General features: G+C 77.5%; 28 protein-coding genes. 14 read left to right on the top strand and 14 right to left on the bottom strand.

The annotated features are described in order from the left end of the window. The first annotated feature begins 4 nt into the window (after positions 1-4). Positions 5-865 (top strand): RNA polymerase sigma factor WhiG, encoded by an 861-nt coding sequence (whiG, locus tag EDC03_RS06655; protein ID WP_123379441.1) that lies wholly within the window; start codon positions 5-7, stop codon positions 863-865. Here whiG and EDC03_RS06650 read toward each other — a convergent pair. Continuing rightward, a complete protein-coding gene (locus EDC03_RS06650) occupies positions 858-1,301 on the bottom strand; it encodes a peptidoglycan DD-metalloendopeptidase family protein (RefSeq protein WP_199720007.1) in 444 nt (147 codons plus the stop codon). The two genes, whiG and EDC03_RS06650, sit on opposite strands and share 8 nt — an antisense overlap. A 626-nt stretch (positions 1,302-1,927) precedes the next feature. On the opposite strand from EDC03_RS06650, the gene rpsB reads away from it, so the two are divergent. Both rpsB and tsf read left to right on the top strand, forming a co-directional pair. After that, positions 1,928-2,902, top strand: coding sequence for a 30S ribosomal protein S2 (gene rpsB / locus EDC03_RS06645; protein ID WP_123379440.1), 975 nt, complete (start codon positions 1,928-1,930; stop codon positions 2,900-2,902). 128 nt (positions 2,903-3,030) lie between these two features. Then, positions 3,031-3,864 carry a translation elongation factor Ts gene (tsf, locus tag EDC03_RS06640; RefSeq protein WP_123379439.1) on the top strand — a complete coding sequence of 278 codons (834 nt, stop codon included), beginning with the start codon at positions 3,031-3,033 and terminating at the stop codon, positions 3,862-3,864. 209 nt (positions 3,865-4,073) lie between these two features. Here the strand turns inward: tsf and EDC03_RS06635 are convergent, their stop codons facing one another. Further along, a complete protein-coding gene (locus tag EDC03_RS06635) occupies positions 4,074-4,943 on the bottom strand; it encodes an alpha/beta fold hydrolase (protein ID WP_123379438.1) in 870 nt (289 codons plus the stop codon). A gap of 273 nt (positions 4,944-5,216) precedes the next feature. On the opposite strand from EDC03_RS06635, the gene pyrH reads away from it, so the two are divergent. The 4 genes from pyrH to EDC03_RS06615 all read left to right on the top strand — a co-directional run bounded on the left by pyrH (position 5,217) and on the right by EDC03_RS06615 (position 8,338). Further along, complete coding sequence (gene pyrH, locus EDC03_RS06630) at positions 5,217-5,978, top strand: UMP kinase (RefSeq protein ID WP_123379437.1); 762 nt, start codon at positions 5,217-5,219, stop codon at positions 5,976-5,978. A 118-nt stretch (positions 5,979-6,096) separates the two neighbouring features. Further along, positions 6,097-6,654, top strand: coding sequence for a ribosome recycling factor (frr, locus tag EDC03_RS06625; protein ID WP_123379436.1), 558 nt, complete (start codon positions 6,097-6,099; stop codon positions 6,652-6,654). Positions 6,655-6,719: 65 nt separating this feature from the next. Then, positions 6,720-7,691: a phosphatidate cytidylyltransferase gene (locus EDC03_RS06620; protein WP_241967068.1), complete on the top strand. Its 972-nt coding sequence runs from the start codon at positions 6,720-6,722 to the stop codon at positions 7,689-7,691. Beyond that, complete coding sequence (locus EDC03_RS06615) at positions 7,688-8,338, top strand: histidine phosphatase family protein (RefSeq protein ID WP_123379434.1); 651 nt, start codon at positions 7,688-7,690, stop codon at positions 8,336-8,338. The genes EDC03_RS06620 and EDC03_RS06615 overlap by 4 nt, the downstream gene beginning before the upstream one ends. On the opposite strand, the gene EDC03_RS06610 is transcribed toward EDC03_RS06615, so the two are convergent. The 4 genes from EDC03_RS06610 to EDC03_RS06595 form a co-directional block, all read right to left on the bottom strand. After that, on the bottom strand, positions 8,335-8,979 hold the full coding sequence (locus EDC03_RS06610) for a GNAT family N-acetyltransferase (RefSeq protein ID WP_123379433.1): 645 nt from the start codon (positions 8,977-8,979) through the stop codon (positions 8,335-8,337). The genes EDC03_RS06615 and EDC03_RS06610 overlap by 4 nt on opposite strands. A 77-nt stretch (positions 8,980-9,056) precedes the next feature. Further along, the gene (locus EDC03_RS06605; RefSeq protein ID WP_123379432.1) at positions 9,057-9,461 is read right to left on the bottom strand and encodes a hypothetical protein; all 405 of its coding nucleotides are present in this window, start codon (positions 9,459-9,461) and stop codon (positions 9,057-9,059) included. Further along, positions 9,458-10,597, bottom strand: coding sequence for a serine hydrolase domain-containing protein (locus EDC03_RS06600; RefSeq protein WP_158674225.1), 1,140 nt, complete (start codon positions 10,595-10,597; stop codon positions 9,458-9,460). The genes EDC03_RS06605 and EDC03_RS06600 overlap by 4 nt, the downstream gene beginning before the upstream one ends. 59 nt (positions 10,598-10,656) lie before the next feature. Further along, positions 10,657-11,181, bottom strand: a complete 525-nt coding sequence (locus EDC03_RS06595; RefSeq protein ID WP_241967067.1) for a winged helix-turn-helix domain-containing protein — start codon at positions 11,179-11,181, stop codon at positions 10,657-10,659. A 92-nt stretch (positions 11,182-11,273) separates the two neighbouring features. Between EDC03_RS06595 and rlmN the strand changes: the two genes are divergently transcribed. Together rlmN and EDC03_RS06585 are read left to right on the top strand one after the other, a co-directional pair. After that, positions 11,274-12,464 carry a dual-specificity RNA methyltransferase RlmN gene (gene rlmN / locus EDC03_RS06590; RefSeq protein WP_123379429.1) on the top strand — a complete coding sequence of 397 codons (1,191 nt, stop codon included), beginning with the start codon at positions 11,274-11,276 and terminating at the stop codon, positions 12,462-12,464. Positions 12,465-12,807: 343 nt separating this feature from the next. Next, the gene (locus EDC03_RS06585; protein ID WP_158674224.1) at positions 12,808-13,461 is read left to right on the top strand and encodes a DivIVA domain-containing protein; all 654 of its coding nucleotides are present in this window, start codon (positions 12,808-12,810) and stop codon (positions 13,459-13,461) included. Positions 13,462-13,500: 39 nt separating this feature from the next. Here the strand turns inward: EDC03_RS06585 and EDC03_RS06580 are convergent, their stop codons facing one another. Both EDC03_RS06580 and EDC03_RS06575 read right to left on the bottom strand, forming a co-directional pair. Further along, positions 13,501-14,430, bottom strand: a complete 930-nt coding sequence (locus tag EDC03_RS06580) for an alpha/beta hydrolase (protein WP_123379427.1) — start codon at positions 14,428-14,430, stop codon at positions 13,501-13,503. A gap of 62 nt (positions 14,431-14,492) precedes the next feature. Then, positions 14,493-14,909, bottom strand: coding sequence for a PPOX class F420-dependent oxidoreductase (locus tag EDC03_RS06575; protein ID WP_123379426.1), 417 nt, complete (start codon positions 14,907-14,909; stop codon positions 14,493-14,495). A gap of 80 nt (positions 14,910-14,989) precedes the next feature. On the opposite strand from EDC03_RS06575, the gene EDC03_RS06570 reads away from it, so the two are divergent. Next, the gene (locus tag EDC03_RS06570) at positions 14,990-15,931 is read left to right on the top strand and encodes an AMP-binding protein (protein WP_158674223.1); all 942 of its coding nucleotides are present in this window, start codon (positions 14,990-14,992) and stop codon (positions 15,929-15,931) included. Between the two features lie 77 nt (positions 15,932-16,008). On the opposite strand, the gene EDC03_RS06565 is transcribed toward EDC03_RS06570, so the two are convergent. From EDC03_RS06565 to EDC03_RS06545, 6 genes are all read right to left on the bottom strand, one after another. After that, positions 16,009-16,305, bottom strand: coding sequence for a DUF4287 domain-containing protein (locus EDC03_RS06565; RefSeq protein WP_123379424.1), 297 nt, complete (start codon positions 16,303-16,305; stop codon positions 16,009-16,011). A gap of 188 nt (positions 16,306-16,493) precedes the next feature. Then, on the bottom strand, positions 16,494-16,646 hold the full coding sequence (locus tag EDC03_RS17540) for a hypothetical protein (protein ID WP_158674222.1): 153 nt from the start codon (positions 16,644-16,646) through the stop codon (positions 16,494-16,496). A 29-nt stretch (positions 16,647-16,675) separates the two neighbouring features. Beyond that, positions 16,676-17,701 (bottom strand): trypsin-like serine peptidase, encoded by a 1,026-nt coding sequence (locus tag EDC03_RS06560; RefSeq protein ID WP_199720006.1) that lies wholly within the window; start codon positions 17,699-17,701, stop codon positions 16,676-16,678. Between the two features lie 308 nt (positions 17,702-18,009). Further along, on the bottom strand, positions 18,010-19,485 hold the full coding sequence (locus tag EDC03_RS06555) for a glycoside hydrolase family 1 protein (protein ID WP_123379423.1): 1,476 nt from the start codon (positions 19,483-19,485) through the stop codon (positions 18,010-18,012). Positions 19,486-19,702: 217 nt separating this feature from the next. Then, a complete protein-coding gene (locus EDC03_RS06550) occupies positions 19,703-20,809 on the bottom strand; it encodes a LacI family DNA-binding transcriptional regulator (RefSeq protein ID WP_241967066.1) in 1,107 nt (368 codons plus the stop codon). Between the two features lie 104 nt (positions 20,810-20,913). Further along, on the bottom strand, positions 20,914-21,486 hold the full coding sequence (locus EDC03_RS06545; RefSeq protein WP_241967065.1) for a GNAT family N-acetyltransferase: 573 nt from the start codon (positions 21,484-21,486) through the stop codon (positions 20,914-20,916). A gap of 75 nt (positions 21,487-21,561) precedes the next feature. Between EDC03_RS06545 and dxr the strand changes: the two genes are divergently transcribed. From dxr to ispG, 4 genes are all read left to right on the top strand, one after another. Next, the gene (gene dxr, locus EDC03_RS06540; protein WP_123379421.1) at positions 21,562-22,839 is read left to right on the top strand and encodes a 1-deoxy-D-xylulose-5-phosphate reductoisomerase; all 1,278 of its coding nucleotides are present in this window, start codon (positions 21,562-21,564) and stop codon (positions 22,837-22,839) included. A gap of 13 nt (positions 22,840-22,852) precedes the next feature. Next, entirely contained in the window at positions 22,853-24,214 is a 1,362-nt protein-coding gene (locus tag EDC03_RS06535; RefSeq protein ID WP_241967064.1) for a M50 family metallopeptidase, read from the top strand. A gap of 86 nt (positions 24,215-24,300) precedes the next feature. Beyond that, positions 24,301-24,885, top strand: a complete 585-nt coding sequence (locus EDC03_RS06530; RefSeq protein ID WP_148058028.1) for a hypothetical protein — start codon at positions 24,301-24,303, stop codon at positions 24,883-24,885. An 80-nt stretch (positions 24,886-24,965) separates the two neighbouring features. Next, the gene (gene ispG, locus EDC03_RS06525) at positions 24,966-26,144 is read left to right on the top strand and encodes a flavodoxin-dependent (E)-4-hydroxy-3-methylbut-2-enyl-diphosphate synthase (protein ID WP_123379419.1); all 1,179 of its coding nucleotides are present in this window, start codon (positions 24,966-24,968) and stop codon (positions 26,142-26,144) included. Positions 26,145-26,146: the final 2 nt, after the last annotated feature.

Here is a 26,146-nt window from a genome sequence, read left to right as displayed (position 1 = left end):
TCTCGTGACCGAGCGGACGACGCCCGCGGCGGACGGTGCCGGGGGCACCGCGCCCGCGCCCCGCGCCGGCCGGCGACCCCCGCCCTCGCCCGAGGCCGAGGAGGCCGTCCGCCGGCTCTGGGTGACCTTCAAGGAGACCGGTGACGCCGGCGTCCGCGAGCGGCTGATCCTCCACTACTCGCCGCTCGTCAAGTTCGTCGCCGGCCGCGTCGGCGTGGGCCTGCCGTCCAACGTCGAGCAGGCGGACCTCGTCAGCTACGGCGTCTTCGGCCTCATCGACGCCATCGAGAAGTACGACCTCGAACGGGCCATCAAGTTCGAGACCTACGCGATCCAGCGCATCCGCGGCGCCATCATCGACGAGCTGCGCGCCCTCGACTGGATCCCCCGCTCGGTGCGGAGCAAGGCCCGCGAGGTGGAGAAGACCTACGCCGAGCTCGAGGCGACGCTGCACCGCACGCCCACCGAGCCCGAGGTCGCGGCGAAGATGGGCATCCCGCTCAAGGACCTCCACCACATCTTCAGCCAGGTCTCCTACGTCAACCTCGTCGCGCTGGACGAGCTGATGTCCGGCGGCGACAAGGGCGGCGACGGCGGCGGCGGCCTCTCCCTCGGCGACACGCTCGAGGACACCTCGGCCGAGGACCCCGTCATGGCGTTCGAGGGCGAGGAGACGAAGTTCCTCCTCGCCCGCGCCATCGACCAGCTGTCCGAGCGGGAGAAGATCGTCGTCACGCTCTACTACTACGAGGGGATGACGCTGGCCGAGATCGGCCGCGTCCTCGGCGTCACCGAGTCCCGCATCTGCCAGATGCACTCCAAGGCCGTGCTGCAGCTGCGCACCAAGCTGGCCGACGTCAGCTGAGGCGCGGCCCGCGCGGCAGCGGCAGGAGCACCGGCGGGGCCGCCGGGCCCAGCAGCGCCAACGGGTCGAGGTAGGCCGCCCGTGGGCCGGTGCCCTCGCGCACGCCCCAGTGGAGGCAGCCGCCGGGGCAGTGGCCGGCCGCGAGCGTGCCGAGGCGCTGACCGCGGGCGACCCGGTCGCCGACGGCCACGGACGCGTCCACCGGCTCGAGGGTCGCGCGCCGTCCCCCCGGCCCGAGGACGACGACGACCCCGCGGTCGACGACCCGGCGGGCCCACACCACCTCGCCGTCGACGGGCGACACGACGGCGCTCCCGGGCGTGGCCGCGAGGTCGACGCCGCGGTGCCCCGCGAGCCACCGTCGCGCCGGCGGGTCGAAGCCGCGGACGACGCGGGGCTCCGGCGCGAGGGGCCACGACCATCGACCGGTCGGCACGGCCCGCGCCCCCGCGGCGCGGGACGGCGCGGCGCGGGACGGCGCGGCGCCCGCGGCACCGGGGGGTGGCCCGGGGAGCGGGCCGGCGGAGGCGCCGACCACCGACGACGGCACCGGCGGACCGAGCGGGGTCGCCGCGGCGGGAGGCGCCGGGAGCAGCAGCGCCACCACCACGGCCGCACCGACGCCCCACCTCCCGGCGGCACGCGACGGTGCGGGGCGGTGGGCGGCGCGGGGGCGTCGTGACGTCACGGCTCGATGCTCCGGGCCGCCGCACCACGGCCGGCGGGGGAGCGGAGGTCGGTGGACGGCGCCCGGGACGCCGTGCCTGTGCGCGCCGGCGGCCGGTCGCGGCGGGGGCCCCGCGGCGCGTGGCCGCCGTCGTCCTCGTGACGGCGTACGCTGACCTCGGCGACCGCCCTCGGCGGTCGACTTCGCGCGCCACCGCAGCACCGACCTCGTCGGTGCGGGCCGCCGCTCGGTCCGGGCACACCCCCTCGCGGGTCCCGGTGCGGCTGCCCGTGGCGCCAGGCGCGACGGCCGACCGGTCGTCGCGAGGAACCGGACAGGCGCCCCGTGGGCACCCGCGCGCGAGCGCGGCCGCGGGCGCAGAGGGAGCAACACCCATGGCCGCAGTCGTCACGATGCGCCAGCTGCTGGAGAGCGGTGTCCACTTCGGGCACCAGACCCGCCGCTGGAACCCGAAGATGAAGCGCTTCATCTTCACGGAGCGCAACGGCATCTACATCATCGACCTGCAGCAGTCGCTGACCTACATCGACCGGGCGTACGAGTTCGTCCGCGAGACGGTCGCGCACGGCGGCACGGTCCTCTTCGTCGGCACGAAGAAGCAGGCGCAGGAGCCCCTCGCCGAGCAGGCCGGTCGCGTGGGCATGCCCTACGTCAACCAGCGCTGGCTCGGCGGCATGCTCACCAACTTCCAGACGGTGAGCAAGCGCCTGCAGCGCATGAAGGAGCTCGACCTCGTCGACTTCGACGACGTGGCCGCCAGCGGCCGCACGAAGAAGGAGCTCCTCATGATGCGGCGCGAGAAGGAGAAGCTCGACCGCACGCTCGGCGGCATCCGGGACATGGCGCGCACGCCCAGCGCCGTCTGGATCGTCGACACGAACAAGGAGCACCTCGCCGTCGACGAGGCGCGCAAGCTGCGCATCCCGATCGTCGCCGTCGTCGACACCAACTGCGACCCCGACGTCGTCGACTTCCGCATCCCGGGCAACGACGACGCCATCCGCTCCGTGACGCTGCTGACCCGCGTCGTCGCCGACGCCGTGGCGGCCGGCCTCGTGGAGCGCGCCGGCGGCGGCGCCGGCCAGGGCGAGGGCTCGGCCTCCGAGCCCCTCGCCGAGTGGGAGCGCGAGCTCCTCCAGGGCGGCCCCGACCAGTCCGGCGCCTCCGAGGGCCACGCGGCCCGCGGCACCGACACCGAGGCGTCCTCCGTCGAGGGCGTCCAGGACGCGGACGCGCAGTCCGTGGCCGAGGCGGCCGGCGAGGGTACCGACGCGCCCGACGCCGAGCAGCCGGCGGCCGAGCCCGCCGTCACGCCCGACGGCGCGGACGAGAAGCCCGCGCAGGCCTGATCCCCCCGGCCGTCCGCGCACCTGCGCGGCCGGCCCGCCCGACGCCGCGGCCCCCGGTGACCCCGGGGGCCGCGGCGTGCGGGCCGTCACCGCTCCACCCGCCTCCCACCCCTCAGGAGAGAGAGCTCATGGCGTACACCGCCGCTGACATCAAGGCGCTCCGCGAGTCCACCGGCGCGGGCATGCTCGACTGCAAGAAGGCGCTCGAGGAGTCCGACGGCGACCTCGCCGCGGCGCAGGAGTTCCTCCGCGTCAAGGGCCTCAAGGGCGTCACCAAGCGCGAGGGCCGCACGGCCTCCAACGGCCTCGTCGTCGCGCACGTCGACGGCGGCGTCGGCACGCTCGTCGAGGTCAACTGCGAGACGGACTTCGTCGCCAAGAGCGACCGCTTCGTCGAGCTGGCCCAGAAGGTCCTCGACCAGGCCGTGGCCGTCGGCGCGACCGACGCCGCGTCGCTGCTCGCCTCGGACCTCGACGGCCAGACCGTCCAGCAGGTCCTCGACGAGGCCAACGCCAACCTCGGCGAGAAGATCGAGGTCCGTCGCGTGGCCCGGGTCGAGGGCGAGACGGTCGTCTCCTACCTCCACCGCACGAGCCCCGACCTGCCCCCGCAGATCGGCGCCGTCGTCGCCGCCAGCGGCGAGCGCGCGTCCGAGGTCGGCCGCGACGTCGCCATGCACGCGGCGGCCATGAGCCCCACGGTCCTCAGCCGCGACGAGGTCTCCGAGGAGGTCGTCGCCAACGAGCGTCGCCTCGCCGAGGAGACCGCCCGCGAGGAGGGCCGCCCGGAGCAGGCCATGCCCAAGATCATCGAGGGCCGGGTCAACGGCTACTTCAAGGAGAACGTCCTGCTCGAGCAGGCGTTCGCCAAGGAGAGCAAGAAGACCGTCGGCGGCTACGCCAAGGAGGCCGGCGTGGAGATCACCGGCTTCGCGCGCTTCCGCGTCGGCGCCGGCGCCTGACACGTCCGCCGGTCCGCCGGCACGCACCACCGACGAGGCCCGTCGTCCCCCGGGGACGGCGGGCCTCGTCGCGTCCTGGCCCGCTGGGCCGACGACGCCGGCGCGGCGCGCGCGACGGCGGCGCCACGGCCGCGGCGACCGCCCGACGAGGTCACCCGTCGGGGGCTGCGGGCGTGGTGAGGCCCTTCGAGGTCACACGTCGGGGGAGGTCAGGCGCCCGCGCCGCCCAGGCCGGCGGCGTCGACGAGCTCCAGCACCGCCGCGGCGACCGCCTCCGGCGCCTCGAGCGCCGTCAGGTGCCCCGAGCCGGGGACGACGACGACGCGGGCGTCGGGGCGGGCCCCGTGCAGCTCACGGCCGCGGACCTCCGGCGGCGTCGCGGCGTCGTGCTCGCCGAAGAGCAGGAGCACCGGTCCGGGGAAGCCGACGAGGGCGTCGGTCGTGTCGTGCCGGGCGGCCAGCGCGCGGGCCACCCACGCGACGCCCTCGGGGCGCTGCGCGGCGATCGACGAGCGCACCCGCTCCACGAGGTCCGGCCGCTCGCGGCGGGCCGCCTCGGACAGCCCCTCGTCGACCGAGCCCATGACGGCGTCGAGGCCCTCGGCGCCGAGGACCTGCGAGGCCGTGGCGCGCCGCTCGTCCGGATCGTCGGGCGGGCCCACGCGCGTCGTCGTCCCCAGGAGGCCGAGGCCCGCCACGCGCTCCGGCGCGAGGCCGACCATCCGGGCGGCGACGTAGCCGCCCGTCGAGAGGCCGACGACGACGGCGGACGACGCCGCGTCCTCCTCGTCGAGCGCTGCGACGACGCCCTGCACCGCGACGTCGAGGTCCGGCTCGTCGGCCGGCACGGGGGAGGCGCCGAGGCCGGGGAGGTCCAGCGCGACGACGCGGCAGCGCGCCGCCAGCAGCGGCACGACGTCGTCCCACACCGACCGGTCGAGGGGGAAGGCGTGCAGCAGCACGACGACGGGGACGCCGGGCCCCGGTCCGGGCGTCGTGGTCCGCGCCAGGCGCCCGGCCCCGCCGTCCCCGGGGCCGGGCCCCGCACCGTCGCCCGAGCCGTGCGCGTCGTCCGCCATGCCGTTCCTCCGTCGTCGCCGTCGCCGGGCGGCCGTGCGCCACCCGGTCGCCCGGGCGGTGCCCGGGGGTGGTGCCGATCGGGCACACTGGGCCCGCTCCCGCGGCCCCGACCGACCTCGTCGGGCCCGGCGGGCCGCCGCTCCGCAGGCACCCCGGTGCCGTCGCGCCACCCCAGCACCGTCCCTGCCGTGCCGCCACCGCGGCGCCCGCGCGGGCCGTCCGACCGTCGTCCCTGCACCCCGTGCGCCGCGCGCGCCCGGCGAGGAGAACCCGTGCCGCAGCAGCCCCCCGCCCCGCTCGCCCCCGCCGCCGACGGCGCCCCGCAGGCACGCCCGCGCCGCGTGCTCCTCAAGCTCTCGGGCGAGACCTTCGGCGGCGGCGCGACCGGGGTCGACCCCGACGTCGTCAACCGCGTGGCCTCGGAGATCGCCGGGCCCGTCGCCGAGGGCGTGCAGGTGTCCGTCGTCGTCGGCGGCGGCAACTTCTTCCGCGGCGCCGAGCTGTCGCAGCGGGGCATGGACCGCTCGCGGGCGGACTACATGGGCATGCTCGGCACGGTGATGAACAGCCTGGCGCTCCAGGACTTCCTCGAGCAGCACGGCGTCGAGACCCGCGTCCAGAGCGCGATCACGATGGGGCAGGTGGCCGAGCCCTACGTGCCGCGCCGCGCCATCCGCCACCTCGAGAAGGGGCGCGTCGTCATCTTCGGCGCCGGCGCCGGCCTGCCCTTCTTCTCGACCGACACCGTGGCCGCGCAGCGGGCGCTCGAGACGCGCTCCGACGTCGTCCTCATGGCGAAGAACGGCGTCGACGGCGTCTACACGGCCGACCCGCGCCTGGACCCGACGGCCACCCGCATCGAGCACCTCACCTACGCGGACGCCCTCGCGCGCGGCCTCAAGGTCCTCGACGCCACGGCCTTCAGCCTCTGCATGGACAACCGCCTGCCGATGGTCGTCTTCGGCATGGAGGACGGTGACGTGGCGGCGGCGCTGCGGGGTGAGAGGATCGGCACGCTCGTCGAGGCCGGCTGACGGCCCGCCCGCCCCGTCGGACGCCGACGGGACGTGCGGCGCCGCACGGCCGCACGAGCAGCGAAGCGACGACGAGGGCGCCCGGACCACCGGAAGGCCCGGGGACGAAGGAGCACCAGTGATCGACGACACCCTCCTCGAGGCCGAGGACAAGATGGACCGCGCCGTGGACGTCGCCAAGGAGGACCTGGCGGCCATCCGCACCGGCCGGGCCAACCCGGCGATGTTCTCCAAGGTCATGGTCGAGTACTACGGCGCGGCGACGCCGCTCCAGCAGCTCGCCTCCGTCCAGGCCCCCGAGGCGCGGACGGTCCTCGTCAGCCCCTTCGACCGCAGCATCCTCGGCGCCGTCGAGCGGGCCCTGCGCGACTCCGACCTCGGCGTCAACCCGAGCAACGACGGCAACGTCATCCGCCTGCAGATGCCGGAGCTGACCGCCGAGCGCCGCCGGGACTACGTCAAGCTCGCCCGCACGAAGGGCGAGGACGGCAAGGTCACCGTCCGGAGCGTGCGCCGCAAGGCCAAGGAGGAGCTCGACCGCATCGTCAAGGACGGCGAGGCGGGCGAGGACGAGGTGGCCCGCGCGGAGAAGGAGCTCGAGCGCCTCACGAAGAGCCACGTCGACGCCATCGACGAGCTGCTCAAGCGCAAGGAGACCGACCTCCTCGACGTGTGAGCCGCGACCGCCGCCCGTCCCCGCCGCCGACGACGCCGGCCGGGGCTGACGACCCAGGAGAACCCGTGGCCCCCGACGAGCCCGCCCCCGACGCACCGCCGACCGGCGGGGCGCCCTCCGCCGTCCCCGGCCGCCACGCCGCGCCGACGACCGCCGTCCACCCGTCGCCCGGCGTGACGCCGGTCCCGCACGTCGTGCCGGGCCCGACGCCGCCCGCCGCACCCCGCCGGCGCAGCGCCGGTCGGGACCTGCCGGCGGCCATCGGCGTCGGCGTCGGGCTGGGCGTGCTCGCCCTGGGGTCGCTGCTCGTCGTCAAGGACGTCTTCCTCGCCCTCGTCGTCGTGGCCGTCGCCGTCGGGTGCCTCGAGGTGTCCGCCGCCCTCGCCGGCCGCGGGCTGCGGGCGCCGCGCGTGCCCGTCGTCGTCGGCGGGTCCCTCCTCGTCGTCGGCGCCTACGTCGTGGGGCCGGAGGCGGCCGTCGTCGTCCACGGGCTGACGGTGCTCGTCGTCGTCGGCTGGCGGGTCGCCGAGGGCCGCGACGGCGCGGTGCGCGACGTCGCCGCCGGCGTCCTCGTCCTGTCGTGGCTCCCGCTCCTCGCGGCCTTCGCGGCACTCATGCTCGCCGAGCCGGACGGCGAGATGCGGGTCCTCGTCTTCCTCGCGGCGGTCGTCGCGAGCGACGTCGGCGGGTACGCCGCGGGCGTCGTCTGGGGACGGCACCCGCTGGCGCCGTCGGTGAGCCCCAAGAAGTCGTGGGAGGGGCTGGCGGGCTCGGTCGGGCTGTCGATCGTCGTCGGCGCCGCGCTCGTCGCCGTCCTCCTCGACGGGCCGTGGTGGGCCGGTGCGGTCCTCGGGGCCCTCGTCGGCCTCACCGCCACCTTCGGCGACCTCGCCGAGTCGATGCTCAAGCGGGACCTCGGCATCAAGGACATGGGGACGACGCTGCCGGGCCACGGCGGCGTGATGGACCGTCTCGACTCGCTCCTCGTCACCGCGCCGGCCGCCTGGCTCGTGCTCCAGCTCCTGGTGCCGGCGTGAGCGCCGGCACGGGCCCGGTCGCCGACCTGCCGGGGCCGACGACCGAGCCGCGGCGGGCCGACGAGGGGCGCCACGTCACCCTCCACCTCGTGCGCCACGGCGCACCCCTCGTCGACCCGGCGCAGGCGCCGTCGTCGTGGTCCCTCGACCCGTCGAAGGTCGACGCGGTCCACGCGCTGCGCGACGCCGGCGTGCTGCCGCCCGGCGCCCGCTGGGTCAGCTCGGCCGAGCCGAAGGCCCGCGAGACCGCGGCGCTGCTGACCGACGAGCCCGTCGGCACCGACGCCGACCTGCGCGAGCAGGCCCGTCCCGCGGGGTGGCTCGACGACTACGCCGTGCGCATCCACCGCTCCCTCGTGGCGCTGGAGCACCCCTCGGCGCCCGGCTGGGAGACGGGGGAGTCGACGCGGGAGCGCGTCGTCACCGCCGCCCTGACGCACCTCGACGCGGCGGGGGCCGACGGCCACCGCGACCTCGTCCTCGTCGGGCACGGCACGGCCTGGACCCTGCTCGTCGCCGCGCTCACGGGCCGGCCGGTCGACCTCTACGCCTGGGAGCGGCTCACGCTGCCGGACGTGTGCGTCGTCGCCGGCGGCGAGCTCGTGCGGCGCTGGGGGGCCTGGCGGGCCCAGCCCCGGGACGTCTAGGACCTGTTCCGGGGCGGCACGCCCGCGGGGCGCCACATCGACGTCGGCGGCGTGGGCGTCGGCAGGCCCCGGACCGGGCCGAGCCGCACGAAGCCCAGCCGGGCGTAGAGCGCGGCGCTGCGCGGCGTCGACGCCTCGAGGTAGGCGGCCTGCCCCTCCGCGTCGAGCGCGGCGAGCCGGTGGCCGAGCAGGAGCGAGCCGACGCCGAGCCCGCGGGCGCCGTCCGCGACGCCGACCTCGAGCAGGTACCAGTGCGGGTGGCGGGGGCGGTGCCGTGCGAGCACGGCCTGCTGGCGCAGCGCCTCCGGGAGGCGGCGCGCGCCGAGCGCCCGCACGAAGGCGCGGGCCTCCCGCACCTCGTCGCGCAGCGAGCCGCCGCCGCCGGGGGCCTGCCAGGCGGCGACGCCGAGCGCGGGACCCCCGCCGGCCCGCCGGACGACGTCGACGGCCCCGTGCCGCAGCGGCCCCGAGCGCAGGAGGGCGGCGTGCAGGTGGCGGAGCCGCGCCGCGGCGTCGGGCCCGGTCGCGGGCCGCCCGAGGAGCGCCGCGGACATGGGGTCGCCCGTGAAGGCCTGCGCCAGCACGCCGGCCAGCTCGGGGACGTCCGTGGCGGTGGCGGGGACGACGACGAGGTCGGTCACGGCGGGGGCTCCTCGGGGGTCGGGCGACGGGGCGCCGCCATCGTGGTGCACCGGTCGTCGACGGGCGCGGCGTGCCGTCAGCCCGCGAGCGCGCCGGTGAGGGCCGCCGCCGCGGCGAGGCCGAGCGCCCCGGAGACGGCGGTGGAGGCCAGCCGCGCACGGGGGCGGCGGCGTCCGCGGGCGTCCGCCGCGACGCCGGGCAGGTCACGCCACCGCAGGACGGCGGCCACGGGGACGAGGGCGACCGCCGTGGCGGCGAGCCCCCACAGCGGCACGGGCAGCTGCTGCCACGCGCCGACGGCGCCGAGGGCCAGGCCGACGACGCCGAGGCCGGTCCGCTCCACGGCGTCGGCGCGGTCGGCGAGCGGTGCGGGACGGCTCGCGGGGTCGGCGCCCTGCACCAGCCGCCAGGCCGCGACGCCGGACGGGACGGTGAGGCCGAGCATGACGAGGACGGGCAGGGCCGCCAGGACCGCGCTCACCGGGTGACCTCGTCGCCGGTGCCGGCGAGCACCGCGAGGGCGGCGTCGTCGACGGTGCGGTCGGTCGTCGCGAGGACGACGACGGCTCGGCCCGCCCCGCGGTCGAGGCCCACGAACGTCGAGGTCCCGCCGGTGCCGCCGTTGTGCCACACCACCTCCGGGTGGTCCGCGCCCGCGCCGACGACCCAGAGGAGGCCCTCGTCCGCCCGGGCGGGGTCGTCGTCCACGGGGTCGAGCGCCGCGGCGCCGGGCGCGGTGCCCTCGAGCAGGCCGAGCGCGAGCCGGCCGAGGTCCTCGGCCGTCGACCACGTGCCGACGCCCGCGGGCGCCCAGCCCTCGGCGACCCACGGGGCGACGTCGCGCCCCGCGGCGGTGACGGGGCGGGCGCCGTCGGCCGGCACCTCGTCGGGCGCGGTGGCCACGGTCGTCGCCGTCAGCCCCGCCGGGCCCAGCACGCGCGCCGCGAGGAGCTCGTCCCACGGGACGCCGGCGCGGGCGGCGAGGGCTTGGCCCAGCGCGGCCGCCCCGAGGTTGGAGTAGCGGGGCCCGGCCCCGCCCGGGGCGCCGGCGCGCCCGGCGGCGTCGAGGACGTCGGCGGGGCCGCCGGTGTAGGGGTCGCCGCCCGTCACGCGCAGCACCGGGCTCGTCAGCAGCATCGACGCCGGCAGCCGCGGCAGGCCCGACCGGTGGGTGGCCAGCTCGCCGAGCGTCGCGCCGCCGTCCTCGGCCAGGGCCGTCCCGGGGACGAGGTCGGCGACGGGCTCGTCGAGCCGCACCTCGCCGGCCGCGAGCATCTCGGCGAGCAGCAGGCCGTCGAGGGCCTTGGCCACCGAGCCGGTCTCGAAGGGCGTGCCGGGCCGCACCGGGGCGCCGTCGTCGTCGAGCACGCCGACGGCGGCCGTGCGCACCCGCTCGTCGGCCGGGGCGGCGAGGTCCACGACGGCGACCGACGCCGCGCGGACGCCGTCCGGCCCGAGCGCCGCGAGGAGGTCCTCCGCGAGGGCCGCGTCCCCGGTGACGGACGCGCCGTCGAGCGACGGGGGGCGGGGGCCCACGAGCAGCGTCGCGGCCCCGCCGAGGACGGCGGCGACGGCGAGCGCGGCGATCGCGGTGGTGGTCCGGCGGGTGCGGGGCACGGCGTCTCCCGGGCGGTGGGGGCGGTGGGGGCGGGTGGGGCCGGTCGGTCGTCGCCGGGTCAGCGGCGGCACATCGCGAGGACGGCGAGGAGCGGGACGACGCGGGGGAGCGGCACCTCGTAGGCGCCGCGCGCCGCGCCCCCGGCCGGGCGCAGCCAGCCGGCGGCGACGAGCCGCCGCAGGTGGTGGTTGGTCTGGCCCGTCGTGCCGACGCCGGGCAGGTCGGTGAGGGCGCCGGCGGTGGTGGCGGTGCCCGCGAGGACCGCCTGCAGCAGCCGCAGGCGCACCGGGGACCCCAGCGCCGCGAGCACGTCCGCGGTGGGCTCCCAGTCGTCGTCGAGCAGCCCCGCCGCGGGGACGCCCTCCTGCCACTCGGCGCGCCCGCCCGTGGGCAGGGGCACCGTGCCGGTGACGAGGACGCCGCCGTCCCCGCCGGCGAGGTCGCGGAGCCGGTCGAGCGCCCAGAACGCGCCGCCGCCGGGTCCGCCGGCGTCGTCGGGCGACGTCCCGGGGGCGGTCGGCGCGGCGGCCCGCGCCTCGAGGGCGGCGAGCCGTCGCTCGAGGTCGTCGAGACGGTCGGTCACGGGACCACCGTGGCGTCCCGACGCTCCGACGTCAAACCGTCGAGTCGACGGCATCACGTCGGGGGTCGGTGCCGTGCGACCCTGGAGGGGCCATGACTGCGCCCGCCCCCGGTCAGCTGACCTTCTCCGCCCCCCGCCGCGGCAAGCCGCCGCGCCACCTCGCCGACCTCACCGCCGACGAGCGCGCCGCCGTCGTCGCGGAGCTCGGGCTGCCGGCCTTCCGCGCCAAGCAGCTCTCGCGCCACTACTTCGAGCGGCACACGAGCGACCCCGCGCTCATGACGGACCTGCCGGCCAAGGGCCGCGACGAGCTCGTCGCGGCGCTGATGCCCACGCTGCTCACGCCCGTGCGCGAGATGGTCGCCGACGGCGGCGCCACGCGGAAGACGCTGTGGCGCCTGCACGACGGCGCCCTCGTCGAGAGCGTCCTCATGGAGTACTCGGGCCGCACGACGCTGTGCCTGTCGAGCCAGGCGGGCTGCGGCATGAACTGCCCCTTCTGCGCGACGGGCCAGGCGGGCCTGACCCGCAACCTCTCGACGGCCGAGGTCGTCGAGCAGGTCGTCGCCGCGCAGCGCTCCCTCGCCGAGCGCCACGGCACCGGCCCGGACGCCCCGCGCGTCAGCAACGTCGTCTTCATGGGCATGGGGGAGGCGCTCGCCAACTACAAGGCGGCGCTGGCCGCCGTGCGTCGGATGGTCGACCCGGCCCCCGAGGGCCTCGGGCTGTCGGCGCGCGGCATCACGATGTCGACCGTCGGGCTCGTGCCCGCCGTCGAGAAGCTCGCCGCCGAGGGCATCCCCATGACCCTCGCCCTGAGCCTCCACGCGCCGGACGACGAGCTGCGCGACGAGCTCGTCCCCATCAACACGCGGTGGAAGGTCGGGCAGGCCCTCGACGCCGCCCGCGCCTACTTCGACGCCACGGGGCGCCGGGTGAGCATCGAGTACGCCCTCATCCGCGACGTCAACGACCACGCCTGGCGGGCCGACAAGCTCGGGACCGAGCTCAACCGGCGCGGCCGCGGCTGGGTGCACGTCAACCCCATCCCGCTCAACCCGACGCCGGGCTCCCGCTGGACGGCCTCGGACCCGAGGGTCGAGCGGACCTTCGTCGAGCGCCTCCGCGCCCACGGCATCCCCACGACCGTGCGCGACACCCGCGGCCGCGACATCGACGGCGCCTGCGGCCAGCTCGCGGCGGCGGACCTCGCGCAGCCGGCGGCCGCCGCGCCCGCGGGCGGTCCGACCCCGGTGACGCTCGGGACGCGCGACCGCGCCTGACCTGGTCGTCCCGCCGCCCGCGTCGTTCTTCGGCGCCGAGATGTCATCGAGGTGCGGCCGGGGTCGCTCTTCGGCGCCGATGTGCCGTCAGGGTGCGGCCGGGGGCGCTTTTCGGCGCCGAGATGACATCGAGGTGCGGCCGGGGTCGCTCTTCGGCGCCGAGATGTCATCGAGGTGCGGCCGGGGTCGCTCTTCGGCGCCGATGTGCCGTCAGGGTGCGGCCGGGGGCGCTCTTCGGCGCCGATGTGCCGACAGGGTGCGGCCGGCGGCGGTCCTCCCGGCGGGGCCCGTCCGGGTCGTGCCTGCCCGGGGCGGGGCCCCGCCTCTGGCAGAGTCCGCGCCCGTGGGCACCTTCCGCCGGGCCGGCCGGCTCCGACACGGCTACAGCACCGGCGAGGTCGACGACTTCTTCGCCGAGGCACGGCGCGCCTACGAGGCGCTCGGCGGGACGCCGCCCGCGGCCCCGGCGGCCGACGAGGCGGAGGACGGCGCCGAGGCGCCCGCCGCGCCCGCGACCGGGGAGCTGCCCGCTGTCAGCGCGGGCACGCCGCTCGCCCTGACCGCCGACACCGTGCGGACCGTCGTCTTCACGCGGCGCCTCCACGGCTACGACGTCGAGGCGGTCGACGCGGCCCTCGACCGGCTGCACGACGCCGTCGCCCGGCACGAGCGCGAGGTCGCGGTGCAGCGGCGCGGGCTCACGTCCCACCACGAGGACGTCGCGGCCCGGGCCGCCGAGGTGCTGCAGCGGCTGCGGCGCCCCGACGGCGAGCGCTTCCCGTCGGCGTCGCGCCTGCACCGCGGGTACGACGCCGCCGAGGTCGACGCGCTCTGCGCGCGGCTGCGGGGCTACCTCGAGGAGGGCGAGGCGCTGGCGGTCGACGACGTGCGCGGGGCGCTCTTCCGGTCGCGGCGCGGCCGTCGCGGCTACCGCGAGGCGTCCGTCGACGTCCTGCTCGCCCGGGCCGTCGAGGTCATGGTGACGGCGCCGGACTGACGGCCGCCCGTCCCCGCCCGTCCCCCGCTCAGTCCGTGGTCAGCCCGAGACCTCGTCGAGGAGACCGAGGCTCGCCGCGGTGATCTCGGCCCGCGCCGTCGCCCGGTCCACGGTCGGCGTCCCGTCACCGGGCTGCGGCCCGTAGTCGCCGAAGAAGGCGTGCACGGCCCCCTCGACGACGACGAGCTCCGCGCCCGGTGGCAGGTCGGCCACGGAGGCGGTGATGTCCGCCGGCGTCGCGAGGCCGTCCTCGGACGCCGACACCGAGAGCACCTGTGCGTCGAGGGTCGAGCTGACGTCGTCGGCGGGGTACGACGCCCACAGCAGCAGGCCGGCCACGGGCGTGCCCCCGGCGCCGGCGTCCACGGCCTCCACCGCCGCGGCCGTCCCGCCGAGCGAGTGACCGCCGACGACCCAGCGCTCGACGTCCGGGTGGGCGTCGCGGGCGGCGTCGAGCGCGCCGAGGGAGAGGAAGCCGATGCCCAGCGGCTGCTTCGGGACGACGACGAGGTGCCCCGCCGCCGCGAGCGGCCGCACGACGGCCGCGTAGGCCCGGGCGTCGACGCGGGCGCCGGGCTGCAGGAGCAGGGCGGTGCCCGTCGTGCCCTCCGGCGCCCCGGTCGGGGCCAGCACGAGCGTCGTCGGCGTCTGCGTGACGGTGACGGCGTCGTCCGACGCCAGCGCCGCGAGCGCGGGCTCCTGCGCGCCGAAGGGGCGCAGCCACCACAGCGCCGCGACCCAGGCCACGGCGAGGACGACCACCAGGAGCCCGGCGGCCCGGCGCCACGCCGACCGGCGCGGGGGAGGGCGACGACGCCGGACCGCGCGGACGAGGGCCACGACGGCGACGAGCAGGGTCACCGCGAGGAGCGCCGGGTAGACCGGGTGCCCGGCGAGGACGGGGCCGCCCGCCGTCACGAGGACCGCGACGACGACGAGGACGGCGAGCACCGCGACCGCGGCGGTCACCGCGCGGGGCCGAGGAGGACGCGCACCGCCCCGTCCTCCGGCCTCGACGGAGGTGCGTGTGCTCATGCCGGCGGGGGCACGCGCCCCATGACCCGGTCGACGGCGATGGCGACGACGACGCGCTCGGGGTTCTCGCGCGGCACCCGGTAGCGGGCGGCGTAGCGGGTCTCGCCCTCGCGGACCTCGTCCGGCGCGTCGAGCACGGTGACGGGTCCCTCGAGCGTCAGCCAGCGGCCGCCCTCGACCTGGCTCACCGCCGCGCGCGGCCCGCGGCGGGCGTTGCGCGCCTTCACCGACGCGCCGGACGTGATGACGCGGACGAGGCCGGCCCCGTCGTCCCACGTGAAGCCGACGGGCACGACGTGGGGGCTCCCGTCGGCGCGCAGCGTCGTCAGCGTCGCGAGGTGCCGCTCGGCGAGGAAGGCGAGGACGTGCGGGGGGAGCGCGGCCGGGTCGAGCCCGGAGGGAGAGGCAGCCACGGGCGCAGCCTGCCGTGCGGGCGGAGGGCGCGCGACGGGCGGCCTCGGGGAGCCGTGCGGCCGGTCGGCAGGATGGGGTCGTGCCCGCTCCCGACGACGTCCCCCGCCCCGCGACCGAGACCCCCGGCGACGCCGACCGCGAGGCCGCCGCCCGCTCGCTGACGTGGGTGCGCCGCCCCCGGCCCGGGGTGACGGGCAGCCTCTCGCCGGGCTACCTGCTGCTCGACCGCGTCGTCGTCGCGGGGGAGGCCGACCGCCCCGCGCTCGTCGCGCCCGGGCTGCCGGAGGGCTCGTGGTCCTGCGCAGAGCTGCTCGACGTCGCGGCCCGGCTCGGCGGGGCGCTGCGCGCGCTCGGGGCGGGGACGGGGGAGCGGGTGCTCGTGCGCCTCTCGGCCCGGCCGGAGGCCGCGCTGACGCTGCTGGCCTGCGCGCGGACCGGCGCCGTCGCCGTCCCGGTGGCGGTCGACGCGTCCGCCGAGGAGCTCGCCGCGCTGCTGGACGGGGCGCGCCCGGCCGTCGTCGTCACGGGGTCCGGGGCGGCAGAGGTGCTCGCCGCGGCCCTGGCTCGCGCCGGGCACGCGCCGGCGCAGCACGTCGTCGTCGACGCGGTGGAGGGCGCGCCCGCGGCCGACCGCGACGTCGCGTGGGAGCTCGCGCTCACGCCGGGCGCGGCGCCGCCGGCCGAGAGCGTCGTCGTCGACGAGGACGCGCCCCTCGTGCGGCTGGCGGGCGGCGACGTCGTGGCGGGCGACCTCGTGGACCTCGTGCTCCTCGCGCGGCGCCTGGGTGTCGAGGCGGGTGACGTCGTCGCCGTCACCCCCGCGACGGGCTGGGCGGTCGCGCGGGCGACGCTCGTCCCGGCGCTGCTGCTCGCGGGCGCGACCGTGGTGCTCGCCGGGGACGAAACCCCGACGGGCGCGGACGTCGTCGTGCGCGGCGCGGCGGGGGACGCCGTCGAGGTCGTCGCCGGGGACGCCGCAACGACGCTGCCGTGGCGGGCGGGCGACGCGCTGCCGGCCTGACACGCCGCGGGCCGGAGGTGGCTGCACGAGGACGCGGTCTGACCGCGTCCTCGTGCAGCCACCTCGCCCTGCGGGAGTCAGCCGGCCGGCCCGCCGCGGGCCGCCACCCCGTCGAGCCGCAGCTCGGTCGAGGTGTCCCGGTGGCTCCCCGTCGAGCCGACGTGCTTCTCGCTGATCGTCGAGCCGTTCTTCAGCACGCCGTAGAAGGCCATGGCGTGGCCGCGGCCGACGCCGAAGTCGTCCTTCAACCAGGCGACGACCTCGCCGGCCTTCGTCGTGGGGCCGTAGCCCCGCCCGGCCGCGAGGTCGAGGAGCTGCTGCGGGGTCCTGCCGGTCCGCGCCTCGAGCGCGTCGAGGTACGCCTGGTACGACATGGGTCCTCCGTCGGGTGGGGTCTCGTCGCAGGGGCAGACCGACAGAAGCACCCGGCCTCATCGGTCACGACCGCCTCGTCGTCGCGAGGGGGGCCCCGACGACCCGCCCCCCCCTCGCGACGTGTGACCACGACGCGCCCCCGCGAGCGTCGGGAGGGGCGTCATGGCCACACGTCGCGAGGGAGGGGTCAGGCGGGCGGGGACGGCGCCTGGTCGTCCTCGTCGGCGCCGTCGCCGTCGGTCGGGTCGACGACGAGCTCGCGCGGGCGGGCGGCCGCCTCGCGCTCCGCCGTCCACGGGGCGCCCGGCGGGAGGTGGTGCACCCGGGAGGGGCGCACCACCTCCGGCGGCCCGGGCTCGGCGGCGCGGGTCAGGACGCCGCCGCCGTGGCGTACGTCGCCGACGCCTGGTCGCCGAGGTAGGGGCCGTACATCGTCGTCGGGTCGGCGGTGTACTTGAAGCTGTTGACCGAGGTGGCGACGCCGCTGCCCGTCGCCTCGTCGAAGCCCGAGTACCAGGGGCCGCCGCTGGAGCCGCCGGTCATGCCGCAGGTGAGGCCCTGGTCGGTGCTGCCGAGCAGGTCGTCGCGGACGACGCCGGCGCAGTACTGGAGGCTCTCGCCGTCGTACGGCGCGGCGGCGGGGTAGCCGAAGGACGACGTCTGCTGCCCGCGCGCCTGGTTGAAGCCGATGCCCTGGGCGCCCACGACGTCGGCCAGCGCCTGCCCGGAGCCGTTGCGGCCCACGACGGCGAACCCGACGTCGAAGTTGAGGTCCTCCGACGCCTCCCACTGCGGCGTCGTCACGAGGTCGGTGGCCGTCCAGCGGCCGTAGGGGGCGGCCCCCTCGTCGTAGCCGGGCACGAAGACGAAGTCGGAGGCGAACGCGCCCTCGCCGTAGAGGCAGTGGCCGGCGGTCAGCACGGTCGAGAGGTTGTCGGACGCCACGGACGACGCCGAGCACACGTAGTCCTCGCCGCCGAGGGTGAAGAAGACCTTGCCGGTCGTGGCGACGACCTGGCCGCCGCCCGCCCACGGCACCCCGGCGGCGGTGGGGGCCAGGGCGGACAGGAGGCCACCGGGGACCGCGGCGGCGCCGAGGACGCCGTCGACGACCTCCGCGGTGCCGCCGGCGACGGCAGAGGAGGGCGTGCCGGCGGCGAGGGCGCGCTCGGCCTCCGCGGCGGCGTCCTCGACGAGCACGGAGCCCGGGGTGGCCGCCCGCATGCGCTCGGCGGTCCAGGAGCCGGCGACGGCGGAGCGCTCGTCGGCGGTGTCGGCGCCGGTGGCGGTCGCGGCGGCCGCGGGCGCCGGGGCGGCCTGCGCGGGGGCCGCGGCGAGCGCGGCCCCGAGGACGATGCCCGGCCCGAGGACGAGGGCGGCGAGGCGTCGCGTCATGGTGGGGTCCTTCCCGAGGGACGCGGGCGTCAGCTGACGCCCGCGAGGCGGCGACCGTAGGTCGATCTGCCCGATCTGGGTAGACCTTCATCACGATGCGGTCACGGCGCGGTCTCGGAAGGGTCACGCGCGTCGCCCGTCCGGAGGAGGCGACGCCGAGAGGCCCTCGCCCGTCCTGCTCCCGCCCCCCGTCCCCCGACGTGTGACCTCGTGGGCCCTCGTGAGCGCTCACGGAGCCCGACGAGGTCACGCGTCGGGAAGGACGAGGTGGGGGGATCTGACGGCGAGGGGCGGGGAAGGGCGTCGGGTCAGGCCGGGAGCGCGCCCGCCCCCGCCGCCCGGGCGTACCAGCGGGCGGAGTCCTTGGGCGTGCGGACCTGGGTGCCGTAGTCCACGTGGACGACGCCGAAGCGCTTGGAGTAGCCGTAGCCCCACTCGAAGTTGTCGAGCAGCGACCACACGAAGTAGCCGCGCACGGGCGCGCCGGCGTCGACGGCGTCGAGGACGGCGGCGAGGTGGTCGCGGAGGTAGGCGATGCGGTCGTCGTCGTGGACGACGCCGTCGTCGCCGACGACGTCGGGGGCGGCCATGCCGTTCTCGGTGACGTAGAGGTCGACGCCCGGGGCCTCCTCGGCCAGGCGGGTCAGCAGGGCGGTCATGCCGCGGGGGTCGATGCTCCAGCCCATCTCCGTGCGCGGGCCCGGGAGGCTGACGAACTGGACGTCGTCGCAGGCGATCCAGGGGGTGCCCGCCGCGGCGCCGTGGCCGTCGGCGCCGTCCTTCTCGGCCGGGTCGCCGGAGCCGTCCCAGTGCCGGACGACGCTGGGGGAGTAGTAGTTCAGCCCGACGGCGTCGAGCGGCTGCCGGACGACCGCGAGGTCCCCGTCGTGGACGAAGGACCAGTCGGTGACCCCGGCGGTGTCCTCGAGGACGTCGGCCGGGTACTCCCCGCGCAGCATCGGGCCGAGGAAGACCCGGTTCTGCAGGCCGTCGACCCGGCGGGCCGCGTCGACGTCGCCCGCGGAGGCGGGGTCCTCGGGGCGGAACCAGCCGAGGTTGAGCGTCACGGCGACCTCCGCCGACGGCGCGTGCTCGCGGACGGCCCGCGCCGCGAGCCCGTGCGCGAGGTTGAGGTGGTGGACCGCCGCCAGCGCGGCCGCCGGCTCGGTGCGGCCGGGCGCGTGCACCCCCGAGGCGTAGCCCAGGTACGCCGCGCACCACGGCTCGTTGAGGGTGATGAAGGTCCGCACCCGGTCGCCCAGCGCCCCCGCCACCACCGCGGCGTACTCCCCGAAGCGCTCCGCGGTCCGACGGTCGGCCCAGCCCCCGGTGTCCTCCAGCGCCTGCGGCAGGTCCCAGTGGTAGAGCGTCACCGCCGGCGCGATCCCCGCCGCCAGCAGCTCGTCGACCAGCGCGGAGTAGAAGTCCAGCCCCCGCTGCTCCACCGGCCCGAGCGCGTCGGCCGTCACGCCCGGGGTGATCCGCGGCCACGCCACCGAGAACCGGTACGACTGCAGCCCCAGCTCCTTCATCAGCGCGACGTCCTCGCGGAAGCGGTGGAAGTGGTCGCACGCCACGTCGCCGGTGTCGCCGTCCTGCACCTTGCCCGGCGTGCGGGAGAACGTGTCCCAGATCGACGGCGTCCGGCCGCCCTCGTCCACCGCCCCCTCGATCTGGTAGCTCGCCGTCGCCGACCCCCACAGGAACCCGTCCGGGAAGGCCCGCCCGGCAGGCGCTCCCGGGGTCTCGGCGGTGTCGGGGGCGGTCGTCGTCGCGTCGGGCACGGGGGCTCCTCGGGGCGGTGCGGCTCGGGGCGGGCGGACGCGGCGGGGCGCCGCCCTCGTCGTCGAGGTCGACGTCGCACGTGGAAGCGCTCTCACAGCGTCTGCGCGGAGGGTGCTGCCCGGCACGGGGACGTGTCAAGCACCACCGGGGACGGGGCGGCGCGGTGCCGGCCGCCCCGCGGGCGACGACGCCGCCCCGGGCCGGCGGCAGGGCGCGTCAGGCGCTGCCGCGCACCACGAGCCGGGTCTGGAGCGGCTCGCCGAGCGCCGCCTGGACCACCTCGGCCGTCCCGGCGGGGTCGCCGCCGGGCGGTCCGTCGAGCGCGCGGACGAGCGCCGTCGCCATCCGCCGGCCCAGCTCCTCGAGCGGCTGGTGCACCGTCGTCAGCGGCGGAGAGGTGGCCGAGGCCAGCGGGATGTCGTCGTAGCCGACGACGGCGACGTCCTCGGGCACCCGCCGGCCCCGCTCGCGCAGGACGCCAAGGGCGCCGACGGCCATGAGGTCGTTGGCGGCGAAGACGCCGTCGAGGTCCGGGAAGCGGTCCAGCAGCAGGGCCATCGCCGTCCGGCCGCCCTCCACCGAGTAGTGCCCGGGCTCGGCGGCGGCGTCGGGGAGGTGGACACCGCCCGCGGCGAGCACCTCGCGGAGGCCGCGCACGCGGTCGGCGCTGCTCGGCATGTCCGGGGGACCGGTGAGGACGACGGGGCGCCGCCGCCCCACCGCCAGGAGGTGCCCGGCGGCGAGGCGGCCGCCGCCGACGTTGTCGGTGTCGACGTGCGGCTGGGCCCCGACGCCCGCGGGCGGTCGGCCGGCGACGACGACCGGCATCCCGAGCTCCGCGAGCCGGGCGGGGGAGTGCTCGCCGCGGTGCACGGACAGGAACATCGCGGCGTCGAGGTGGCCCCCGGCGGCGAAGCGCTCGAGGCGGCGCCGGTCGCCCTCGTCCGCGACGACGACGAAGAGGACCTGCCGCCCGCTGCGGACCACGACGCGGTGCGCGCCCTTGAGGACGGTCGCGAAGAAGGGGTCGGAGAAGAAGACCTCCTCCTGCTCGCAGACGACGAAGGCCACGGCGTCGCTGCGCCGGGTGACGAGCATGCGGGCGGCGCCGTTGGGCACGTAGGACAGCTGCTCCGCGGCGGCGAGGACGCCGGCGCGCGCCGCCTCGCTCACGCGCGGGGAGCCGTTGAGCACGCGGCTCGCGGTGGCCCGCGACACGCCGGCCGCGGCCGCCACGGACTCGAGCGTCGGCACGCCGGCCGCCCCGCGCACGGGGGCGACGCCTCCCTCGGCGTCGGGGTGGGGGTCGAGGCGGTCGACCACGCGTCCCCCTCCCGGTGCCGCGGCGCGGTGCCGGGCGGCGCGCAGTATGCCGCGTCGGGGCGGGCGGTCCCGGCGACGTCCGCGGGCGCCGCGCGGCGACGCGGTCAGCGCGGCTCGGGCGGCGCGGCCCCGGCCGCCTCGTCGACGGGGCCGTCGCCGAGGTCGCGCCGGTACCAGGCGACGTCGCGCCAGGCGCCGAGCTTCCACCCCACCCGCGGGAAGGTGCCCACGGGCTCGAAGCCCAGCGCGGCGTGCAGCCCCTCGCTCGCGGCGTTCGGCAGCGCCACCACCGCGGTGGCCGTCCGGAGCCCCCGCTCCGCGAGCCGCTGCAGCAGGGCGCCGTAGAGCAGGCGACCGGCACCGCGCCCCGTGGCAGCCGGGGCGAGGTAGACCGTCGTCTCGCACGTCCAGCGGTACGCCGGACGCGGGCGGAAGGGGCCGCCGTGCGCGAGACCGACGACGCCCGAGGCGTCCTCGAGCACGAGCCAGGCGTGGTGCTCCTGCGCGGCGGCGATCCGCCGGGCCGTCGTGGCGGCGTCGGGCGGCTCGGTCTCGAAGGTCGCCACGGAGCCGGTCACGTACGGCGCGTAGACCGCGGCGCAGGCGACGGCGTCGGCCGCCGTGGCGTCGCGGACGCGCAGGTCCGTCGGGGGGAGCGGGCGCGGGGGCGTCGTCACGCCCCGAGCCTGCCGCCCGGCGGCCGTGGCGGCGCCACGCAGGAGCCGCGCAGGCAGCGGTGGCACCATCGCGACGTGACCCCTGCGACGTCGCCCCGGCGCGACGGACCCCGCCGCGTCGTCGTCCTCGGCTCGACCGGCTCGATCGGCGTCCAGGCCCTCGAGGTCGTCGCCGCGGCGCCCGACCGCTTCCGCGTCACGGCCCTCGCGGCCGGCGGCTCGGACCCCGCCCTGCTCGCGCGCCAGGCCGTCGCCACGGGGGCCGAGCACGTCGCCGTCGCCGACGAGCGGGCCCTGCCGGCCCTCCGCGAGCACCTGGCGGCCGCCCTGGCCGGCCGCCCCCTCCCGGAGCTGCACGCCGGGCCCGACGCCGCGACGACGCTGGCCGGCCTGCCCGCCGACGTGGTCCTCAACGGCATCACCGGCTCGGTCGGCCTGGCTCCGACCCTCGCCGCCCTCGCCGCGGCCGCGCCCGGCGGGGCCGCCGAGGGCGCGGTGCTGGCCCTCGCCAACAAGGAGTCGCTCGTCGTCGGCGGGCCGCTGGTCCTCGCCGCGGCCGGGCGCGCCGGGGGCATGGCGCGCGCCGTGGCGCCCGTCGACAGCGAGCACTCCGCGCTCGCCCAGTGCCTGCGGGGCGGGCGCGCCGACGAGGTCCGCCGGCTCGTGCTGACCGCCAGCGGCGGCCCCTTCCGCGGCTGGTCGCGCGAGCGGCTCGCGGACGTGACCCCCGAGCAGGCGCTCGCCCACCCGACGTGGGCGATGGGGCCGGTCATCACGACCAACTCGGCGACCCTCGTCAACAAGGGCCTCGAGGTGATCGAGGCCCACCTGCTCTTCGACCTGCCGATGGACCGCGTCGACGTCGTCGTCCACCCGCAGTCCGTCGTCCACTCGATGGTCGAGTTCGTCGACGGCGCCACGCTCGCGCAGGCCTCGCCGCCGAGCATGCGCATCCCCATCGCGCTCGGCCTCGGCTGGCCGGACCGCGTCCCCGACGCCGGCCCCGCCTGCGACTGGACGACGGCGCAGACGTGGGAGTTCCTCCCGCTCGACGACGACGCCTTCCCGGCCGTCCGCCTCGCCCGTCAGGTGGGGACGGCGGGCGGCACCTCCCCGGCCGTCCTCAACGCCGCCAACGAGGAGTGCGTCGACGCGTTCCTCGCCGGCCTCACGTCCTTCGTCAGCATCGTCGACACCGTGGCCCGGGTCGTCGAGGAGGCCGCCTCGGCCCCCGACGTCGCGGCGGGCCGCACGGCCGACGACCTCTCCCTCGACGACGTCCTCGGCGCCGAGCGGTGGGCCCGGGCGCGCGCCCGCGAGGTCCTCGGAGTGCCCGCCGCAGGCCGGGCGTGAGGCGGGTGCCGAGGTGCTGACCGTCACGTGGTCGCTCGCGACCGTCCTGTGGGTCGTCGGGGCGGTGCTCTTCTTCGTCGTGGGCCTGGCCGCGTCCATCGCGCTGCACGAGGTCGGGCACCTGCTGCCCGCCAAGCGCTTCGGCGTCAAGGTGACGCAGTACATGGTCGGCTTCGGGTCGACCGTCTGGTCCCGGCAGCGGGGCGAGACCGAGTACGGCGTCAAGGCGGTCCCGCTCGGCGGCTACATCCGGATGATCGGCATGTTCCCGCCGCGGCCGGGGCAGGACCCGTCCGTCGTCCGGGAGTCCTCGACGGGCATCTTCCAGACGATGGCCGACGACGCCCGGCGGCTGTCCGCCGAGGAGGTCGGCCCCGACGACGCCCACCGGCAGTTCTGGCAGCTGTCCGTCCCGCGCCGGGTCGTCGTCATGCTCGGCGGCCCGGCGATGAACGCGCTGCTCGCTGTCCTGCTGCTCGGCGGCACGGCCGTGACGCTCGGCGTCGCGCCGCAGACGACGACGACGGTCGGCCTGGTGCAGGAGTGCGTGCTGCCCGCGGGCTCGACGGCGACGGAGTGCCCCGCCGACGCGCCGCCCACGCCGGCCGCCGCCGCGGGCCTCGAGGCGGGCGACGTCGTCGTCTCCTTCGACGGCCGGCCGGTCGAGGACTGGCAGCAGCTGCGCGCCGACATCCGCGACGCCGCGGGCCGCCGGGTGCCGCTCGTCGTCGAGCGGGCCGGCGAGCGGGTGGACCTCACCATCGCGCCGATCCCGAACGAGGTCGTGCGCCTCGACGACGACGGCGACCCCGTCCTCGACGACGCCGGCGTCCCGCTCACCGAGGAGGCCGGCTTCGTCGGCTTCTCGCCCACGCAGGAGCGCCGCGCGCAGCCCGTGTCCGACGTCCCGGGCCTCGTCGCCGACGCCTTTGTGCGGACCGTCACCGTCGTCGTCAGCCTGCCGGTGCGGATGGTCGACGTCGCCCAGGCCGCCTTCGGCTCCGAGCCGCGCGACCCGGAGGGACCCGTGGGCATCGTCGGCGTGGGCCGGCTGTCGGGGGAGATCGCGGCGATCGACCAGTTCTCCGCCGGCGACAAGGTCTCGCTCCTGCTCGGCACGATGGGCGGGCTCAACATGGCGCTCTTCGTCTTCAACCTCCTGCCGCTGCTGCCGCTCGACGGCGGCCACGTGGCCGGTGCGCTCTACGAGGGGGCGCGGCGGCGCGTCGCCGCGCTCCGCCGCCGCCCCGACCCGGGGCCCTTCGACGTCGCCCGGCTCATGCCCGTGGCCTACGTCGTCGGCGGCCTCCTCGTGGCGATGTCGGTGCTGCTCGTCTACGCGGACATCGTCCGGCCCGTGACGCTGCTCGGGTGAGCGCCGCCCACCGCGCCCCCGAACCGGACCTGCGCCGGTAGCGTCGGGCCGACCGACGACGACGACGGTCCACGGGGGGTCCGGCCATGACGACGACGAGAGCACGAGCAGGGACGCGCAGGGTCACGGGGGCGGTGGTGGGCGCGGTGGCGCTGGGCCTCCTCCTGGGCGCCTGCGCCACGACGACGGACGTCGAGCCGCTCGCGGCGGGCGCACCGACGGGCGGGCCCGCGCCCGCGCCCGTGACCGCCGCGGAGGAGGAGGACCCGCTGGCCGGCTCCGACCTGTCCCGGGTCGGCCCGGAGCAGGCCGCCGAGATCGAGGACCGCGTGGTCACGGCGGAGGAGTACGCCGCCGCCTTCGAGCGCTACCGCGGCTGCATGGCGGACGCCGGGCACGAGCTCGGCAGCGTGCTGCACCACGACCTCGTGTACCGCTTCGTCGTCTCCGACGCCGCGGTGCAGGACGGCACCGACGACGCCTGCTACGAGACCGAGTTCCACCACGTCGACGGGCTGTGGCAGACCCGCGAGGAGGTGTACGCCCTCTCCGGCCAGCCGGAGTGGGAGCAGGAGTGCCTCCGCGTGCGCGGCGTCGTGCCGGGCGCCACCCCAGAGGAGCGGCACCGCCAGCTGCGGGCGCTGGGCCTCGACTGGGGCGACTGCCCCTGACGGGGGGGGGGCCGGCCGCCCCGGCGGCCGGGCGGGACCACCTGCCCGGCCGCCGGGGCGGGCAGGGGGATACTGCGCCCATGAGCCCCTCGGTCCCGATCTCCCTCGGCATGCCGGCCGCCCCGCCGCCCGTGCTGGCGCCGCGGCGCAAGAGCCGCAAGATCAAGGTCGGGACGGTCGACGTCGGGGGCGACGCCCCCGTCAGCGTCCAGTCGATGACGACGACGCCGACCACCGACATCAACGCGACGCTGCAGCAGATCGCCGAGCTGACGGCCACCGGCTGCGACATCGTCCGCGTCGCCTGCCCGAGCCAGGACGACGCCGACGCGCTCCCGGCCATCGCGCAGAAGTCGCAGATCCCGGTGATCGCCGACATCCACTTCCAGCCGAAGTACGTCTTCGCCGCCATCGACGCCGGCTGTGCCGCCGTCCGCGTCAACCCGGGCAACATCCGCAAGTTCGACGACCAGGTGGCGTCGATCGCCAAGGCCGCGAAGGACGCGGGCGTGAGCATCCGGATCGGCGTCAACGCCGGCTCGCTCGACCGCCGGGTCATGGAGAAGTACGGCAAGGCGACGCCCGAGGCGCTCGTCGAGTCGGCGGTCTGGGAGGCCTCGCTCTTCGAGGAGCACGACTTCCACGACTTCAAGATCTCCGTCAAGCACAACGACCCCGTCGTCATGGTGCGGGCCTACGAGCTGCTCGCGGAGCGGGGCGACTGGCCCCTGCACCTCGGCGTCACCGAGGCGGGCCCGGCCTTCCAGGGCACCATCAAGTCGGCCACGGCCTTCGGCGCGCTGCTGTCCAAGGGCATCGGCGACACGATCCGCGTCTCCCTCTCCGCCCCTCCCGTCGAGGAGGTCAAGGTGGGCGCCCAGATCCTCGAGTCGCTCAACCTGCGCCCCCGCAAGCTCGAGATCGTGTCCTGCCCCTCGTGCGGGCGGGCCCAGGTGGACGTCTACACGCTCGCCGACCAGGTCACCGCGGGCCTCGAGGGCATGACCGTCCCGCTGCGCGTCGCCGTCATGGGCTGCGTCGTCAACGGCCCGGGCGAGGCCCGCGAGGCCGACCTCGGCGTCGCCTCCGGCAACGGCAAGGGCCAGATCTTCGTCAAGGGCGAGGTCATCAAGACCGTCCCCGAGGACCAGATCGTCGCGACGCTCATCGAGGAGGCCGAGCGCCTCGCCGAGCAGATGGGGCTCGAGGCCGACGCCGCCGGGGCCGCCGCGGGCGGGCCCACCGTCAGCGTCCGCTGAGC

It is taken from the genome of Pseudokineococcus lusitanus (genome assembly GCF_003751265.1).
GTDB lineage: Bacteria > Actinomycetota > Actinomycetes > Actinomycetales > Quadrisphaeraceae > Pseudokineococcus > Pseudokineococcus lusitanus.
Note: the sequence above shows the minus strand (reverse complement) of the source record. Positions and strands in the feature narration are given on the sequence as shown.

What these genes read in the sequence shown, in the direction of transcription:
- rpsB (WP_123379440.1), top strand. Translation starts at nt 1,928, where the DNA reads ATGGCCGCAGTCGTCACGATGCGCCAGCTGCTGGAGAGCGGTGTCCAC.
- tsf (WP_123379439.1), top strand. Translation starts at nt 3,031, where the DNA reads ATGGCGTACACCGCCGCTGACATCAAGGCGCTCCGCGAGTCCACCGGC.
- EDC03_RS06635 (WP_123379438.1), bottom strand. Translation starts at nt 4,943, where the DNA reads ATGGCGGACGACGCGCACGGCTCGGGCGACGGTGCGGGGCCCGGCCCC.
- rlmN (WP_123379429.1), top strand. Translation starts at nt 11,274, where the DNA reads ATGACTGCGCCCGCCCCCGGTCAGCTGACCTTCTCCGCCCCCCGCCGC.
- EDC03_RS06565 (WP_123379424.1), bottom strand. Translation starts at nt 16,305, where the DNA reads ATGTCGTACCAGGCGTACCTCGACGCGCTCGAGGCGCGGACCGGCAGG.
- EDC03_RS06560 (WP_199720006.1), bottom strand. Translation starts at nt 17,701, where the DNA reads ATGACGCGACGCCTCGCCGCCCTCGTCCTCGGGCCGGGCATCGTCCTC.
- EDC03_RS06530 (WP_148058028.1), top strand. Translation starts at nt 24,301, where the DNA reads ATGACGACGACGAGAGCACGAGCAGGGACGCGCAGGGTCACGGGGGCG.
- ispG (WP_123379419.1), top strand. Translation starts at nt 24,966, where the DNA reads ATGAGCCCCTCGGTCCCGATCTCCCTCGGCATGCCGGCCGCCCCGCCG.